The sequence below is a fragment of the Sodalis sp. RH21 genome (genome assembly GCF_047324175.1).
In the GTDB taxonomy this organism is placed as follows: Bacteria; Pseudomonadota; Gammaproteobacteria; order Enterobacterales; family Enterobacteriaceae; genus Acerihabitans.
This window is the reverse complement of record NZ_CP178732.1, coordinates 1,259,750-1,273,767: the sequence shown is the minus strand read 5'-3', so window position 1 is coordinate 1,273,767 and position 14,018 is coordinate 1,259,750. Positions and strand designations below refer to the sequence as shown.

Sequence of the window (14,018 nt, the reverse complement as noted above, 5' to 3'; positions counted from 1 at the left end):
ATGGCATGTCCGGTACTGGAACTGGCGCAGCAGTTAATTAAACGGCCCTCCCTGAGCCCCGACGATGCGGGTTGCCAGGTATTGATGACCGACCGCCTGCGGACATTGGGTTTCACCATCGAACCCATGCCTTTTGGCGACACCCTTAATTTCTGGGCCTGGCGCGGCGAGGGCAAGACCCTGGCTTTTGCCGGACACACCGACGTGGTGCCCGGCGGCAATGCCGATAGCTGGGATAATCCCCCCTTTGAGCCTACCTTGCGCGACGGCATGCTGTATGGCCGCGGCGCCGCCGATATGAAAGGATCGCTGGCCGCCATGATTGTGGCGGCCGAGCGTTTTGTCGCCCAGCATCCCAATCACCGCGGACGGCTGGCGTTTCTGATTACCTCCGACGAAGAGGCCGCCTGCGTCAACGGAACGGTGAAGGTGGTCGAAGCGCTGATGGCGCGGGAGGAACGCCTGGATTATTGCCTGGTGGGGGAACCCTCCAGCCATCTGCACGTGGGGGATGTGGTGAAAAACGGCCGGCGCGGCTCGCTGACCGCCACCATGACCGTATACGGCACCCAGGGCCATGTGGCTTACCCTCAATTGGCGGACAACCCGGTCCACCGCGCCATGCCGGCGCTTAACGAACTGGTGGCCACCGTCTGGGACGAAGGCAACGCCTTCTTTCCGCCCACCACGATGCAAATCGCCAATATCCATGCGGGTACCGGCAGCAATAACGTCATACCGGGCGATCTGCAGGTGCAATTTAACTTCCGCTTCAGCACCGAGCTTACCGACGCCCAGATCCGATCGCGGGTGGAAGCGCTGATGGAACGCCACGGCTTACGCTGCCAGATAGAATGGTGGCTGTCGGGCCAGCCGTTTCTCACCCCGCCCGGCGAACTGGTGGCGGCGGTCATCAACGCGGTCGGGCATTATCAAGAGATCGTCCCCAGGCTCGAAACCACCGGCGGCACCTCCGACGGGCGATTTATCGCCCGTACCGGCGCCCAGGTGGTGGAATTGGGGCCGGTCAACGCCACCATCCATAAAGTAAACGAGTGCGTCAGCGCCGCCGACCTGCAATTGCTAAGCCGCATGTATCAGCGCATCATGGAGCAGTTGATTTTATGATGACGCCGGCGATGCTCACCGGCCAGACCGACCGGCATTTAATCGCGCTGGGCGGCGCCCACCGCCTGCAACCCGCCGCGGCAAACGCCTTCCGGGAATTACAGCAGGCCGCCGGCCGGGACGGGTTTAATTTACAGCCGGCCAGCAGTTTTCGTGATTTTGATCGGCAGTTGGCTATCTGGAATGGCAAATTCAGCGGCGAGCGGCCATTATTAGATCATGATAGCCGGCCGCTGGATGGCCAGGGCCTGACGGTGGGCGAGCGTTGCGCCGCCATATTGCGCTGGTCGGCGCTGCCGGGCGCCAGCCGCCATCACTGGGGCAGCGACCTGGATATCTACGATCCGGATTTATTACCCGCCGGATGTTCATTACGGCTGGAACCCTGGGAGTATCTTCCCGGCGGCTATTTTGCCGGCCTGACCGCCTGGCTGGATCAGCGGATGGGAGAGTACGACTTTTACCGCCCCTATGCCCATGACCATGGCGGCGTCGCCGCGGAGCCCTGGCATCTGAGCTACCGTCCGTTGGCCAGGGAGGCGGAACGCCTGCTGACGCCCGACGTATTGCTGGCATCATGGAAAGAGCGCGATGTGGCCGGCTCCACGTGGTTGATTCCGCGGTTGCCCGCCATTTTTCATCGCTACATTGGAAATACCGATAAGGAGTAAGGATATGGGCTGGCTGGCTGATTACTGGTGGGTCATTTTAATTATATTGGCGGGCATGCTGATAAGCGGCGTGAAAGAACTGCGGCGGGTGGATGTTAAACGCTACCTGAAAGATAAACCCGAGTTGCCCCCGCACCGCGACAACAATGCCAAATGGGACGAAGACGACGATTGGCCGAAAAAGAAAAAATAATCTGCGCCGTTAACCCGCGGTGGCAGGTTCCGGACCGCCATTGACGCTCCAGTCCTGCCACCGCTGTCCGTCCTCCGGGCTCAGCGCCCGCAGCGCCGCCGCCGTTTCACTGCGCCAGCGCGCCGTCACGGCTTTTTTACCGCTCAGCCCTTCCTGGGCCGCCACCCGCGCCGCATCCTCCTTCTGTTCCAGCCACAAACGCAGCGCCGGCAGCGGCAGCGCCGAGTGGCGCAATAACCGCAGCAGCGCCGGCCGGCAGGACTCCGGCGGACGCAAGGCGAAAGCGAACCCGGCCAGGGTGCGCCAGTCATCTTCATTCAAACGCCAGGCCGTGGCCGCATAATGAGCTTCGCCAGCCGGTGGGGGAAGAGACAGCACCGCGCGATCGCGGTTGAATTGCTCCGATCCCCGGCGCGCCAGCCGGTGTCCGGCGTCGCTCAGGGGAAATAGCGCCATGGCGCTATAACAACCGCTGCCGGCCTCCAGGCGCGTGCCCATATGCACCAGCGCAAAACCCGCCGCCCGCCAGAATTGCCACAGTTCCTCGGTAAAACCAAAGCTCACCGAGATAAAATCCAGCCCCCGCGCTCCCGCCAGCGCCTGGGCGATTAACGCCAGCCCAATGCCCCGCCGCCTGGCGGCGGCCGTTACCGCAATGCGGCTGATGCGCCGTGAGCGCAATAACGGCGCCGTCCATAACCCGCCGTGGGCCGCCAGCGACTGCGCCGCCAAATTACCCGGCGGCCGCCGGCGGCCGGCCCAGACGTCGTGGGCCAGGCCGGGCGGCAAGCCGCCTTCCGCCACCGACCATAACGCGCCGGTCAACACGCCCGCCGTTCTGGCGGCGATAAAATGCTGCCCCGGGGCGTCCATCAGCCGCCGCAAATCCAGCGGCGTGGTGCGATAATGGGCGCTGGTCAATAACTGATAGAACTCCAGGAGCTCCAGGGGATGGGTGCGCCAGCGCTCCTGGCAAAAACGGGTGAATACCGGCGGTGAGGCCGGTATGCCGGCCCCGTCGGACGGCGGCGGATCGTCAAGCAGCAGCGTCGCGCCCAGCCAGCGCTCCAAGGGGTCGTTTGGCGCCCAGCGCAGCGGCTGGCGGAGGGTGAGATGCCGCCAGTGGTCCAGTGAGGCGCAGAATTTGAGCAGAAAACCCCGGCCGCTGCCTTCATAGCCCTGCACGGTGGTGGTCAGCAGCACCCGGGGAAAATAGCCGATCAGCCGGCGCAGCAAGGGTTGGGGAATGGCTGCCGCTTCATCCACCAGCAGCCAGTCCGCCGGGGGATGATCCTGGGAATGGCGCAGGCAGCGCTCCAGCAGCGCATCCGGCGCTAAAAAACGCGCGCGGCTGCCCGCATGGCTTTCCAGCACCGCGGCGGCGGCCTTGCCGGGGGCGGTAACCCAGCACTCGCCGTTGAACCGCGCCGCCAGCATGCCCGCCAGGGCCGATTTGCCGCGCCCGCGCGGGGCGGTGAGCACAAATACGTCCGGCCCGCCGCCAAGCAGCTCGGCCAGCAGCGCCCGCTGTTCGGCAGTAGGCCCGGGCAACGGCGGCCGCCAGCGGGGACGCGGCGCCAGCGGCGCCAACGCCGCATCCTGATACTGGCGCCACAGCACCACCTCCGGGTCCGCCAGCAGGCGTTGCCTGAAATAATCGATAAATACGGGGGCCGGCGCCGCCGCCGGTTGTTCGCTCCAGCGCAGGGAATCCGCGTCGGCCCGCGTCGGCCAGGACGTCCATTCCGGCACCAGCAATACCAGCCAACTGCCGGCGGTTAACGTGCCGGCCAGCGCCGCCAGCGCGTCCACCGCCAACCCGCTGGCGGCGTCAAACACCGCATGTTTGAACTCCCGCCCCAGCAAGGTGCCGATCGCCGCGGGTAAACAGCCGGCCCGGCGGTCCGTCGCGCCCTCGCCCACCCATAACCAGTCGCCGGACAGGGCCGCGCGCATTTCATCGGCCAGCCCGCGGCACCAGGCAGGCTCGCCGCTAAGCACCAGCAGACGGCGCACCCCCGCCAGCTCCATCCGGGCCGTCGCCGCGCTCAGGGCGTGCGGCGCCCAGGGCAAGGCCCCGCCCATATCAGGTTTTGCCGATCAGCAGCGACAGAATGCCCGCGGCAATCAGCGGCCCCACCGGCACCCCGCGAAACAGCGCCACGCCCATGACCGTACCCACCAGTAGTCCGGCCACCACCGACGGTTGGTGCGACATTAACGACACGCCCCGCCCGCCCAGCCAGGACACCGCGACGCCAATCAAGATAGCCAGCAGCGACTTCCAGTGTAAGAAAGAGTGCATTACGCTGCCGGCGGAAATGGTGCCGCTGGCAATGGGGGCCATGACGCCGATGGTGAGGATAATAATCCCCAGCGTCAGCCCTTGTTTTTCAACCCAGGGGAAAAAATGGCTCAGGGGGGTAATGCGGATAATCAGTAATACCAGGATCGCCACCGTAACGGTGTTGTTATGGCTGATAATGCCCAGCGCCGCCAGCGCCAGCAATATCAGCAATGTAGGGTCCAGAAATGTCATGATAAGTCCTGCTCGATCCTTTAGCGACTGGCAAAGGTATCGCATTGATTCATATCGCCAGTATCAAAGCCGCGTTTAAACCAGGTGTAGCGCTGTTCCGAGGTGCCGTGGGTAAAGCTGTCGGGCACTACCCGGCCCTGGCCGCGTTGTTGCAGCCGATCGTCGCCGATGGCCGTGGCCGCATTCAGCGCTTCCTGCAAGTCGCCGGGTTCAAGAATCTGCTGTTTTTGCATATTATTGCCCCAGACGCCGGCAAAACAGTCCGCCTGCAGCTCCATTTTCACCGAAAGCTGGTTTATCTTTTGCTGGGTTGCGCCCTGCTGCATTTGCCTGACCTTTTGCTCGATGCCCAGCAGGTTTTGCACATGGTGGCCCACTTCATGGGCGATAACATAACCCTGGGCAAAATCGCCATCGGCGCCGAGTTTATTTTTCATCTCGTCATAAAACGATAAATCGATATACACCGTGCGATCCGTAGGGCAATAAAACGGCCCCATCACCGATTGCCCGGTGCCGCAGCCGGTAGTCGTCGCGCCGCGGTACATGACCAGCTTCGGCGGCGGGTAGGTGTTGCCGTTGCGCTGGAAGATCTGCTGCCAGGTATCTTCGGTAGTGGCCAGGATCACCGAGGTGAACTTGGCGGCCTCGTCGTCATTGGCATTGATGCCTGACGCCGGGGCCTGCTGTTGCTGTACCGACTGGCCGCCGGTCAACAGGGGCGACAGATCGATGCCGTAATACCCGGCGACCACCACCACAATCAAGATCACCACGCCGCTTTTGCCGCGGATCGGTATGCGAAACCCGCCGCCGGACCCTGGGGATTGATTACGGCGGTCTTCAACATTGTCGCTCTCGCGACGTCCCTGCCAACGCATATATGTACCCACTGCTATTTGATCATACCCTGGAGGATAGCACAAATAGCCGCATCAGACGGTGCTCCGCCAGGCGAGGCGCAGGTAAAATTCCGGCGGTCGCCCGGCAGGTAATCGATTGCGCGGTCAGTCTAATTTTACGCCGATACGGTGAGCGACTTCTTCATAGGCTTCAATGACCCCGCCCAGGCTCTGGCGGAAACGGTCTTTATCCATTTTATTCAGGGTGGCTTGATCCCACAAGCGGCTGCCGTCCGGGGAGAATTCGTCGCCCAATACGATTTCGCCGTTGAACAAGCCGAATTCCAGTTTGAAATCCACCAGGATCAGGCCGCCGTCAGCAAATATCTTGCTCAGCACGTCGTTGGCCCGGTAGGTCAGTTCTTTCATGCGCGCCAGGTGCTGTTCGCTTACCCAGCCGAAAGTGGTGCAATAAGACTCATTGATCATCGGATCGTGCATGGCGTCATTTTTTAAAAACATATCGAACAGCGGCGGATTGAGGATCAGGCCTTCTTCAATACCCAGGCGTTTGACCAGCGAACCCGCGGCGCGGTTGCGCACCACGCACTCCACCGGCACCATCGCCAGTTTTTTTACCAGCACATCGTTATCTGACAGCAGACGAACGATCTGCGTCGGGATGCCGGCATCGGCAAGCTTGGTCATGATAAAATAATTGAATTTATTATTAATCATTCCCTTGCGTTCGAACTGCTCAATACGCTGGCCGTCCAGTGCTGACGTATCGTTGCGGAATTCCAGAATCAGCAAATCCGGATCTTCGGTGGTGTAGACCGTCTTCGCCTTTCCGCGATACAACTCAGCTTGCTTTTGCATCTTTCTTTACTCCAATGGCAGATAACGCTTAACAATAAAATAAAAGGGGCCGAAGCCCCCTTTGGGATTAGCGGGTAGACGACTGGCTGAAAGCCGCCTGGAATACCGCCACCAGGGCGTCGTTTTTCGACTGGGTGAGGGTATGGCCTTTCGGATCGGTGAATTGCAAGGTGCTGCGATTGCCGAGATCACCAACCTGCAGTTTGTAATCGCCGTTGACCAGATCGGGGTCCTTCACGCCCAGTGCGTCCCAGGTACCGCTGCTGGGGGCATCATAGGTCACGGAGAGGGTGCCCAGCGGCCGGCTGGTATCCTTGACCTTCATGCCGATTTTCTCCAGCGCCGCCGGCAGATGCTGCCACACGACCGCGTAGGACGAGCGCACCACCAGCAGCGGCAGGCCGGAATCGTCGGCGCCGCTAATCACGCTCAGGTCCGCAGTCTGGCCCGAAGCCATTTTACTGGCCTGCTGGTCGTTTAACTGCTCCAGGCCCTGGGCCACGCTGTTAAGCATGGAGACCGTGTAGCGCTGTACAATGGCGGGAGCGGTAACCGGCGCGCCCTGCTGTTCCAGCCCGAGGGATTTCACCATCAGGGAGGTTTGATAGCCTTCGGTACGCAGGCTTATCTGGTAGCGCCCCCGATATTGCACATCCTCGTCGGCGCGCGACCATTGCACCCAATCGGTATTCAGCGTCTGGCTGGCATCCTGGCGGGTGGCGATGGTGTAGCCCTGGCTTTCCACGACCGAGACGACCCTGGGCCACAGTTCGCGGGTCTGGGTGCTATTTTCAAGCTGTATGACCGCGGTGTCGCCGGTATACTGCGACCGGGAACCGTCTAGCAGAGCCAAAGGCTGTGCCGGGGGACGGACATCCAGTCCTTTGCCCACCGCGCCCTTGGAGGACGCGACGGGAACCTCGTAATCCCCGGACTGCACGGGCAGAATCATTCCGGATGGACTATTTAGCGCGTGCAGCGCCGGTGCTTTCAGGTACTCTTCGTTGCCGTTTACCTGACGTTTGTAGCGTTGATCGCTGGAACAGGCCGCAAGCAGCATGAACAACGATGCGCCCACCACTTTTGCCGCCATCGACTTTTGCAATAAGGACTTTTGCAATAAATAAGCCATCAATTCTCCCTAACAGAGTTACAGCAAACCGGCGTCCGTCAAAGCTTGCTCAACAACACGGCTATCATTCTCGGTCAGCGGCGTCATCGGCAAACGTAACGTATCGGTTGCCATTAATCCCAATGCTTTACAGGCCCATTTAACGGGAATTGGGTTGGATTCAATAAATAATTTCTGATGTAACGGCATCAGGCGTTGGTTGAGGCGACGCGCTTCGGCAAAATTGCCTTGTTGCGCCAGGGCGCAAAGTTCCGCCATTTCACGCGCGGCGATATTGGCCGTAACGGAAATAACGCCTCTTCCCCCTAGCTGCATAAAGTCCAAACCGGTCGAATCGTCGCCGCTCAGCAGGATAAAATCCTCATCAACCAGCTCTTGGATCTGACTGACGCGGTTTAAGTTCCCGGTTGCTTCCTTAACGGCGACAATATTTTTAATCTTGGACAGGCGGCCGATCGTCGGCGGCAGCATATCGCAGCCGGTGCGCGCGGGCACATTATACAGGATTTGCGGCAGATCGGTGTGTTCGGCTATCGCTTTGAAATGCTGGAATAAACCTTCCTGGGTGGGTTTGTTGTAGTAAGGCGTCACCGTCAGGCAGCCCACCACGCCGCTATCGTTGAAGCGCTGCGTCAGGCTGACCGCTTCGGCGGTGGAATTGGCGCCGGTGCCGGCAATCACCGGGATACGTCCGTCGCTCAGCTCCAGGGTGCGCATCACCACTTCGCCGTGTTCGTCATGACTCAGCGTGGCCGACTCGCCGGTAGTGCCGACGGAGACGATGGCCGAGGTGCCGCTGGCCACATGATAATCGATTAATTTTCTGAGACTTATCCAATCGACGGCACCTTTGTCATCCATTGGTGTAACCAGTGCAACTATGCTTCCCGTAAAGCTTCCCGTAAACATTGACCATCCCCTCCGCAAACAGATTATTCATGGTACTTTTGTCACCTATCCAAAAGCAAGCAAACATCGGCCATGTAAGCCCTTGGCAGCAGGTTTTTTTTAGGGTTACCATGTAAATCACATCAGCCATGACAGGAAGCACCATTTTGCCACAGTCACAACAGCACTATCTGGTCATAACTGCGCTGGGTACCGACCGTCCCGGTATCGTCAATACCATCACCCGCCACGTCAGTAGCTGCGGATGTAATATTGAGGATAGCCGTCTTGCCATGCTGGGTGAAGAGTTTACGCTGATCATGTTATTGTCCGGCAGTTGGAACGCCATTACCCTGATTGAATCCACCCTGCCGTTGAAAGGCGCGGAGCTGGATCTGCTGATTGTAATGAAACGCACCAACGCCAACGAACAGCAGGCGACGCCCACCACCATCTGGGTCAAGGTGGACGTCGAGGATTCGCCGCATTTAATCGAGCGGTTTACCGATTTATTCGACAACCAACAGATGAACATCGCCGAGTTGGCGTCCAAGACCCAACCGGCGCAGGGGGCCAATCCGGCGCGGCTCAATATTCAGATCACCGCGCACGGCCTCGCCGATGGTCCGGTGGAACAAATTGAATATACGTTTCATCAACTCTGTACAGAACTGAACGCGCAAGGCAGTATTAGCGTTGTGAATCATCCACAGAATCAAGAGAGAGACGGAGTATTTTAATGATGCCACTGAAAGCCGGTGATACAGCACCGAAATTTAGTTTGCCCGATCAGGACGGTGAACAGGTCAGTCTGACCGACTTCCAGGGACAAAAAGTATTGGTCTACTTTTATCCCAAAGCGATGACGCCGGGCTGTACCGTGCAGGCATGCGGACTACGCGACAATATGGATGCGCTCAAGCAGGCGGGTGTTGAAGTGCTGGGCATCAGCACCGACAAACCCGAAAAACTTTCGCGTTTCGCGGAAAAAGAACTGCTGAACTTCACGCTGCTCTCCGATGCCGATCATCAGGTGGCGGAGCAATTCGGCGTTTGGGGCGAAAAATCCTTTATGGGCAAAACCTATGACGGCATCCATCGCATCAGCTTTCTGATCGGCTTGGACGGCAACATCGAGCATGTATTCGATGACTTCAAGACCAGCAACCATCACGATATCGTGCTGGCCTACCTGCAGGACGCATAGCGTCCGACGCGGGAGCGGGCGCGTTGCGCGCCGGGGTGGATCGCCGCGCGTAAAAAGGGAGAACGCTGAACGCCCGGTGGTGTCAAATAACCATCGTCGTTATAGAGAGCATCCCAGGTTAAGGTTGGCCAGCATATGTACACATGGATGAAAAAAAGCCTTATCGCCACATTGATGGCCGCCACGGCGGCCATCGGCTGCCTGCCCGCGCTGGCCGACGACCTGCAGGATCAACTGCCGGACATGGGCACCACCGCCGGCAGCACGCTGAGCATCGACCAGGAAATGCAAATGGGGGACTTTTATGTCCGCCAAATGCGCGGCGGCGCGCCGCTGATTAACGATCCGCTGCTCAATGCCTATATCAATCACCTGGGCGGTACCCTGGTGGCCCATGCCAACTCGGTGCGCACCCCATTCCATTTTTATCTGATCCATAGCGAAGAGCTGAACGCCTACGCCTTTTTCGGCGGCAACGTGGTGCTGCATTCCGCGCTGTTCCGCTATACCGATAACGAAAGCCAGCTGGCCTCGGTAATGGCCCACGAGTTGTCCCACGTCACCCAACGCCATCTGGCGCGCGCCATGGAAGACCAGAAGCGCAACGCGCCGCTCACCTGGGCCGGGGCGCTGGGCTCGATATTATTGACCATGGCCAATCCGCAAATGGGCATGGCGGCGCTGAGCGGCACCATCGCGGGCACCCAGCAGGGCATCATCAGTTTTACCCAGGCCAACGAACAGGAAGCCGACCGTATCGGCATCCAGGTATTGCAACGATCGGGGTTCGATCCCCAGGCCATGCCGGACTTCCTGCAGAAGCTGGCCGATCAGATGCGTTATTCCACCGCGCCGCCGGAAATGCTGTTAACCCATCCCCTGCCCCTGAGCCGGCTATCGGATATCCGCAACCGGGCAAACCAGATGAAGCATCTGGTGCTGGATTCCTCGCAGGATTTTTACCTGGCGAAAGCGCGGATTCTCGGCATGTACGGGTCGGGAAGCATCGTGCTGGACGACGATCTCATCGCCGCATGGAAAAAAGGCAATACGCGACAGCAGATCGCCGCCCAATATGGCCAGGCGGTGCTGTTTTTCGAGGCCAAGAAATATGACGACGCCCGCAGGACGCTACAGCCCCTGCTGGGCAAGCAGCCGTCCAACCTGTGGTTCGTGGATTTGATGACCGATATCGATCTGGCGCAGCAGCAGATTCCCCGGGCCATAGCCCGGCTGGAGCCGCTGACCAGGGTGCAGGACAATACCACCAATCCGGTACTGTTGCTGAACCTGGCGAATGCCTATGTGCAGGGCCAGCGTTTCGCCGACGCCGTGCGCCTGCTCAATCGCTACACCTTTAATCATCGCGATGATATCAACGGCTGGGATCTGCTGGCGCAAGCCAATGCCGGACTGGGGCTGCGCGATCAGGAGCTGGCGGCGCGGGCGGAGAGCCTGTCGCTCAACGGCCAGCTGGACCAGGCCATCCGGGCGCTGAGCAACGCCAGTTCGCTGGTTAAACTGGGCAGCCTGCAACAGGCCCGCTACGATGCCCGCATCGATCAACTGCGGCAGCTGCAGGCACGCTATAAGCAGTATCAAAAGTCCTGACGGACCGGTTTTACAGGCCGAGGATCTCTTTGACAAACGGAATGGTCAATTTGCGCTGCGCGCGAATGGAGGCATGATCGAGCTGATCCAGGGTTAACGACAGCGTGCGCATATCCCGCTCCAGCCGTTTTAGCAAAAAACGGCTGACATCTTCCGGCAATTCAAACCCCCGCAGCCTGGCCCGCAGTTGCAGCGCGGCTCCTTTTTCTTCATCGGACAGCGCCTGCAGGCGATAGATTTGCCCCCAATCCAGGCGCGAGGCCAAATCGGGCAAATTAAGGTTTAACTGGCGGGGCGGGCAGTTGCCGCTGATGATCAGCCGGGTGCGGCCCGTTTCCTGGATACGGTTATAGAGATTAAAAATGGCCATTTCCCACGGTTCGTCGCCAACGATGCATTCGATATTATCGATGGTCACCAGCGCCAGCTGCTCCATGCCGTCCATCACTTCCGGCACAAACCAGGTTCGTTTGTCCAGCGGCACATAACCCACCGCTTCCCCCCGCTGCGAAAGTTCGGCGCAGGCGGCATGCATCAAATGACTGCGCCCTCCCCCTTTGCGCGACCAGAAATAGAGATAACTGCCGTGTTCCTGCGTCAGCATGCTGTGCAGCGCCGCCAGCAACGACTTATTTTCGCCCGGATAAAAGCTGGCGAAGGTTTCGTCGTCAGGGAGATAAAGCGGTAAAGAGAGCTGTGCCGGCGTGTTCAGAAATACCTCTATGCGTACGGGCGGGAACCCGACTAGTTTATCATAGAATTCCCGGCGCAATGAATTGGATCGCCGGCGCGCTTTCGTCGGGTTCATGGATGGTGAAAACCATAGGCGCCGGACCGGCCGATAATGGCCTCTGGCGCCCATGATGTTCGCGCAACGGCAGGCGTTGCGCTATTTTTTATTATTTATCAAGGGGCTCGATAAATTCCGGCCGATCGGCGTCGATAATCACCTCTTCGCCGCGCACCAGGGTAATCAGCTTGAACACCAGGCTCAGGCCAATGCCGACCACGGTAGCCAGGGCCATCCCTTTGAGTTCGGCGGCGCCGATATGGATCTTGGCGCCGCTGACCCCAATAATCAAAATCACCGACGTCAGGATCAGGTTTTGCGGTTTGTTATAATCCACCTTCGATTCAATCAATACCCGGATACCCGAGGCCGCGATCACCCCGTACAGCAGCAGGGACACGCCGCCCATTACCGGTACCGGCACCGCCTGGATGGCCGCCGCCAGCTTACCGACGCAGGACAGCAGAATGGCCAGGATGGCCGCGCCGCCGATCACCCAGGTACTGTAAACCTTGGTAATGGCCATTACGCCGATATTTTCGCCGTAGGTGGTATTGGGGGTGGAACCGAAAAAACCGGACAACATGGTGGAAATGCCGTTGGCGAACAGTGAACGGTGCAGGCCGGGATCGCGCAGCAGATCCCGTTTAACAATATTGGCGGTCACCACCAGATGGCCCACATGCTCGGCAATCACCACCAGGGCCGCCGGCAGGATGGTCAGGATGGCCATCCATTCAAAGCGCGGGGTGTAGAACGTCGGCAGCGCGAACCAGTGGGCTGCCGCCACCGGCGATAAATCAACCGCGCCCATCGCGCACGCCAGCGCATAGCCTACCAGCACGCCGATTAAAATCGGGATAATGGCCAGGAAACCGCGGAACAGCACCGAACCCAGCACCGTCACGCCCAAGGTCACCAGCGAAATAATAATCGTGGAGCCGGCGACCGGCGCGCCTTCCGTCGGCAGCAAACCCGCCATATTAGCGGCCACCCCGGCCAGTTCCAGCCCGATGACCGACACAATGGCGCCCATGGCCGCGGGAGGAAACACCACATCAATCCAATTATTACCGGCGACCTTCACGATCAGCGCCACCACGCAAAACAGCGCGCCGCAGGCGATAAAACCGCCCAAGGCCACTTCATACCCCAGCGGCAACAACAGCAATACGGGCGAAATAAACGCAAAGCTCGACCCCAGGTACGCCGGAATCTTGCCTTTACAAATAAACAGATACAGCAGGGTGCCGATACCATTGAACAGCAATACCGTGGCCGGATTGATTTTAAATAAAATGGGCACCAGCACCGTGGCGCCGAACATGGCGAACAAATGTTGAAAACTCAGCGGGATGGTTTGCAGCAGCGGCGGGCGTTCATCAACTCCGATGGCGCGACGGGTCATATTTATTTCCTCTGATAAATAAGCAAAAAAAAAGCCGACCCAATGGCCGGCTTATTTTATTTGGTACCAAATATTTTATCGCCCGCATCGCCGAGGCCCGGCATGATGTAGCCTTGCTCGTTAAGCCCCTGGTCGATGGAAGCGGTATAGAGTTCCACATCCGGGTGGGCTTTTTCCAGCGCCGCTATGCCCTCGGGCGCAGCCACCAATACCAGCACCTTGATGCTCTTGCAGCCCGCTTTTTTCAGCAAATCGATAGTGGCGATCATAGAACCGCCGGTCGCCAGCATGGGGTCCACCACCAGCGCCATCCGCTCGTCGATGTTGGACACCAGCTTCTGGAAATAGGGTACCGGTTCAAGGGTGGTTTCATTGCGGTACATGCCGACCACGCTGATACGCGCGCTGGGCACGTTTTCCAGCACCCCGTCCATCATGCCCAGCCCGGCGCGCAGAATCGGCACCACGGTTATTTTCTTGCCTTTGATTTGTTCAATTTCCACCGGGCCGCACCAGCCCTCGATGGTCACCTTCTCGGTTTCGAGATTGGCGGTGGCTACATAGGTCAGTAAACTTCCCACTTCGGAGGCTAATTCACGAAAACGCTTGGTGCTGATATCATTTTCGCGCATTAAACCTAGCTTATGTTTAACAAGCGGGTGTGTTACCTCAACGATCTTCATTAATATTCTCCCCAGTAGCGTTGAACGGTCAAAAAAATCGCGAGATT

Annotated in this window: 15 protein-coding genes; 6 read left to right on the top strand and 9 right to left on the bottom strand. The window is 59.2% G+C overall.

Annotated features, from left to right (window positions below; all coding sequences use genetic code 11):
- Genes dapE through ACL2XP_RS05885 form a run of 3 tightly spaced genes read left to right on the top strand, consistent with a single transcriptional unit; the run spans nt 1 to nt 1,992 of the window.
- The gene (gene dapE, locus ACL2XP_RS05895; protein WP_413737647.1) at nt 1-1,128 is read left to right on the top strand and encodes a succinyl-diaminopimelate desuccinylase; all 1,128 of its coding nucleotides are present in this window, start codon (nt 1-3) and stop codon (nt 1,126-1,128) included.
- Entirely contained in the window at nt 1,125-1,799 is a 675-nt protein-coding gene (locus ACL2XP_RS05890; protein WP_413737645.1) for a M15 family metallopeptidase, read from the top strand. Before dapE ends, ACL2XP_RS05890 begins: the two co-directional genes overlap by 4 nt.
- A 4-nt stretch (nt 1,800-1,803) precedes the next feature.
- Nucleotides 1,804-1,992 (top strand): YpfN family protein, encoded by a 189-nt coding sequence (locus ACL2XP_RS05885; RefSeq protein WP_413737644.1) that lies wholly within the window; start codon nt 1,804-1,806, stop codon nt 1,990-1,992.
- A gap of 9 nt (nt 1,993-2,001) precedes the next feature.
- Here the strand turns inward: ACL2XP_RS05885 and ACL2XP_RS05880 are convergent, their stop codons facing one another.
- The 6 genes from ACL2XP_RS05880 to dapA form a co-directional block, all read right to left on the bottom strand.
- Nucleotides 2,002-4,077, bottom strand: a complete 2,076-nt coding sequence (locus tag ACL2XP_RS05880; RefSeq protein ID WP_413737643.1) for a tRNA(Met) cytidine acetyltransferase TmcA — start codon at nt 4,075-4,077, stop codon at nt 2,002-2,004.
- 1 nt (nt 4,078) lies between these two features.
- A complete protein-coding gene (locus tag ACL2XP_RS05875) occupies nt 4,079-4,531 on the bottom strand; it encodes a DUF441 domain-containing protein (RefSeq protein WP_413737642.1) in 453 nt (150 codons plus the stop codon).
- A gap of 20 nt (nt 4,532-4,551) precedes the next feature.
- Nucleotides 4,552-5,412: a neutral zinc metallopeptidase gene (locus ACL2XP_RS05870; protein WP_413737641.1), complete on the bottom strand. Its 861-nt coding sequence runs from the start codon at nt 5,410-5,412 to the stop codon at nt 4,552-4,554.
- A 126-nt stretch (nt 5,413-5,538) separates the two neighbouring features.
- A complete protein-coding gene (gene purC, locus ACL2XP_RS05865; RefSeq protein WP_413737640.1) occupies nt 5,539-6,252 on the bottom strand; it encodes a phosphoribosylaminoimidazolesuccinocarboxamide synthase in 714 nt (237 codons plus the stop codon).
- A gap of 67 nt (nt 6,253-6,319) precedes the next feature.
- Nucleotides 6,320-7,384 carry an outer membrane protein assembly factor BamC gene (gene bamC / locus ACL2XP_RS05860; RefSeq protein ID WP_413737639.1) on the bottom strand — a complete coding sequence of 355 codons (1,065 nt, stop codon included), beginning with the start codon at nt 7,382-7,384 and terminating at the stop codon, nt 6,320-6,322.
- Between the two features lie 18 nt (nt 7,385-7,402).
- The gene (dapA, locus tag ACL2XP_RS05855) at nt 7,403-8,293 is read right to left on the bottom strand and encodes a 4-hydroxy-tetrahydrodipicolinate synthase (RefSeq protein ID WP_413737638.1); all 891 of its coding nucleotides are present in this window, start codon (nt 8,291-8,293) and stop codon (nt 7,403-7,405) included.
- A 128-nt stretch (nt 8,294-8,421) separates the two neighbouring features.
- Between dapA and ACL2XP_RS05850 the strand changes: the two genes are divergently transcribed.
- From ACL2XP_RS05850 to ACL2XP_RS05840, 3 genes are all read left to right on the top strand, one after another.
- On the top strand, nt 8,422-9,012 hold the full coding sequence (locus ACL2XP_RS05850) for a glycine cleavage system transcriptional repressor (protein ID WP_413737636.1): 591 nt from the start codon (nt 8,422-8,424) through the stop codon (nt 9,010-9,012).
- Nucleotides 9,012-9,479 (top strand): thioredoxin-dependent thiol peroxidase, encoded by a 468-nt coding sequence (bcp, locus tag ACL2XP_RS05845; protein ID WP_413737635.1) that lies wholly within the window; start codon nt 9,012-9,014, stop codon nt 9,477-9,479. The genes ACL2XP_RS05850 and bcp overlap by 1 nt, the downstream gene beginning before the upstream one ends.
- 135 nt (nt 9,480-9,614) lie before the next feature.
- Nucleotides 9,615-11,090, top strand: coding sequence for a M48 family metalloprotease (locus ACL2XP_RS05840; RefSeq protein WP_413737633.1), 1,476 nt, complete (start codon nt 9,615-9,617; stop codon nt 11,088-11,090).
- Between the two features lie 10 nt (nt 11,091-11,100).
- Here ACL2XP_RS05840 and hda read toward each other — a convergent pair whose 3' ends face one another.
- The 3 genes from hda to upp form a co-directional block, all read right to left on the bottom strand.
- The gene (gene hda / locus ACL2XP_RS05835) at nt 11,101-11,802 is read right to left on the bottom strand and encodes a DnaA inactivator Hda (protein WP_413739094.1); all 702 of its coding nucleotides are present in this window, start codon (nt 11,800-11,802) and stop codon (nt 11,101-11,103) included.
- A gap of 187 nt (nt 11,803-11,989) precedes the next feature.
- On the bottom strand, nt 11,990-13,288 hold the full coding sequence (gene uraA / locus ACL2XP_RS05830; RefSeq protein WP_413737632.1) for a uracil permease: 1,299 nt from the start codon (nt 13,286-13,288) through the stop codon (nt 11,990-11,992).
- Between the two features lie 56 nt (nt 13,289-13,344).
- The gene (gene upp / locus ACL2XP_RS05825; RefSeq protein ID WP_413737631.1) at nt 13,345-13,971 is read right to left on the bottom strand and encodes a uracil phosphoribosyltransferase; all 627 of its coding nucleotides are present in this window, start codon (nt 13,969-13,971) and stop codon (nt 13,345-13,347) included.
- Between the last annotated feature and the right edge of the window lie 47 nt (nt 13,972-14,018).

Excerpts from the sequence above, each read along its gene's own strand:
- dapE (WP_413737647.1), top strand. The coding sequence starts at position 1 with ATGGCATGTCCGGTACTGGAACTGGCGCAGCAGTTAATTAAACGGCCC.
- ACL2XP_RS05890 (WP_413737645.1), top strand. The coding sequence starts at position 1,125 with ATGATGACGCCGGCGATGCTCACCGGCCAGACCGACCGGCATTTAATC.
- ACL2XP_RS05885 (WP_413737644.1), top strand. The coding sequence starts at position 1,804 with ATGGGCTGGCTGGCTGATTACTGGTGGGTCATTTTAATTATATTGGCG.
- ACL2XP_RS05880 (WP_413737643.1), bottom strand. The coding sequence starts at position 4,077 with ATGGGCGGGGCCTTGCCCTGGGCGCCGCACGCCCTGAGCGCGGCGACG.
- ACL2XP_RS05875 (WP_413737642.1), bottom strand. The coding sequence starts at position 4,531 with ATGACATTTCTGGACCCTACATTGCTGATATTGCTGGCGCTGGCGGCG.
- ACL2XP_RS05870 (WP_413737641.1), bottom strand. The coding sequence starts at position 5,412 with ATGCGTTGGCAGGGACGTCGCGAGAGCGACAATGTTGAAGACCGCCGT.
- purC (WP_413737640.1), bottom strand. The coding sequence starts at position 6,252 with ATGCAAAAGCAAGCTGAGTTGTATCGCGGAAAGGCGAAGACGGTCTAC.
- bamC (WP_413737639.1), bottom strand. The coding sequence starts at position 7,384 with ATGGCTTATTTATTGCAAAAGTCCTTATTGCAAAAGTCGATGGCGGCA.
- dapA (WP_413737638.1), bottom strand. The coding sequence starts at position 8,293 with ATGTTTACGGGAAGCTTTACGGGAAGCATAGTTGCACTGGTTACACCA.
- ACL2XP_RS05850 (WP_413737636.1), top strand. The coding sequence starts at position 8,422 with ATGACAGGAAGCACCATTTTGCCACAGTCACAACAGCACTATCTGGTC.
- bcp (WP_413737635.1), top strand. The coding sequence starts at position 9,012 with ATGATGCCACTGAAAGCCGGTGATACAGCACCGAAATTTAGTTTGCCC.
- ACL2XP_RS05840 (WP_413737633.1), top strand. The coding sequence starts at position 9,615 with ATGTACACATGGATGAAAAAAAGCCTTATCGCCACATTGATGGCCGCC.
- uraA (WP_413737632.1), bottom strand. The coding sequence starts at position 13,288 with ATGACCCGTCGCGCCATCGGAGTTGATGAACGCCCGCCGCTGCTGCAA.
- upp (WP_413737631.1), bottom strand. The coding sequence starts at position 13,971 with ATGAAGATCGTTGAGGTAACACACCCGCTTGTTAAACATAAGCTAGGT.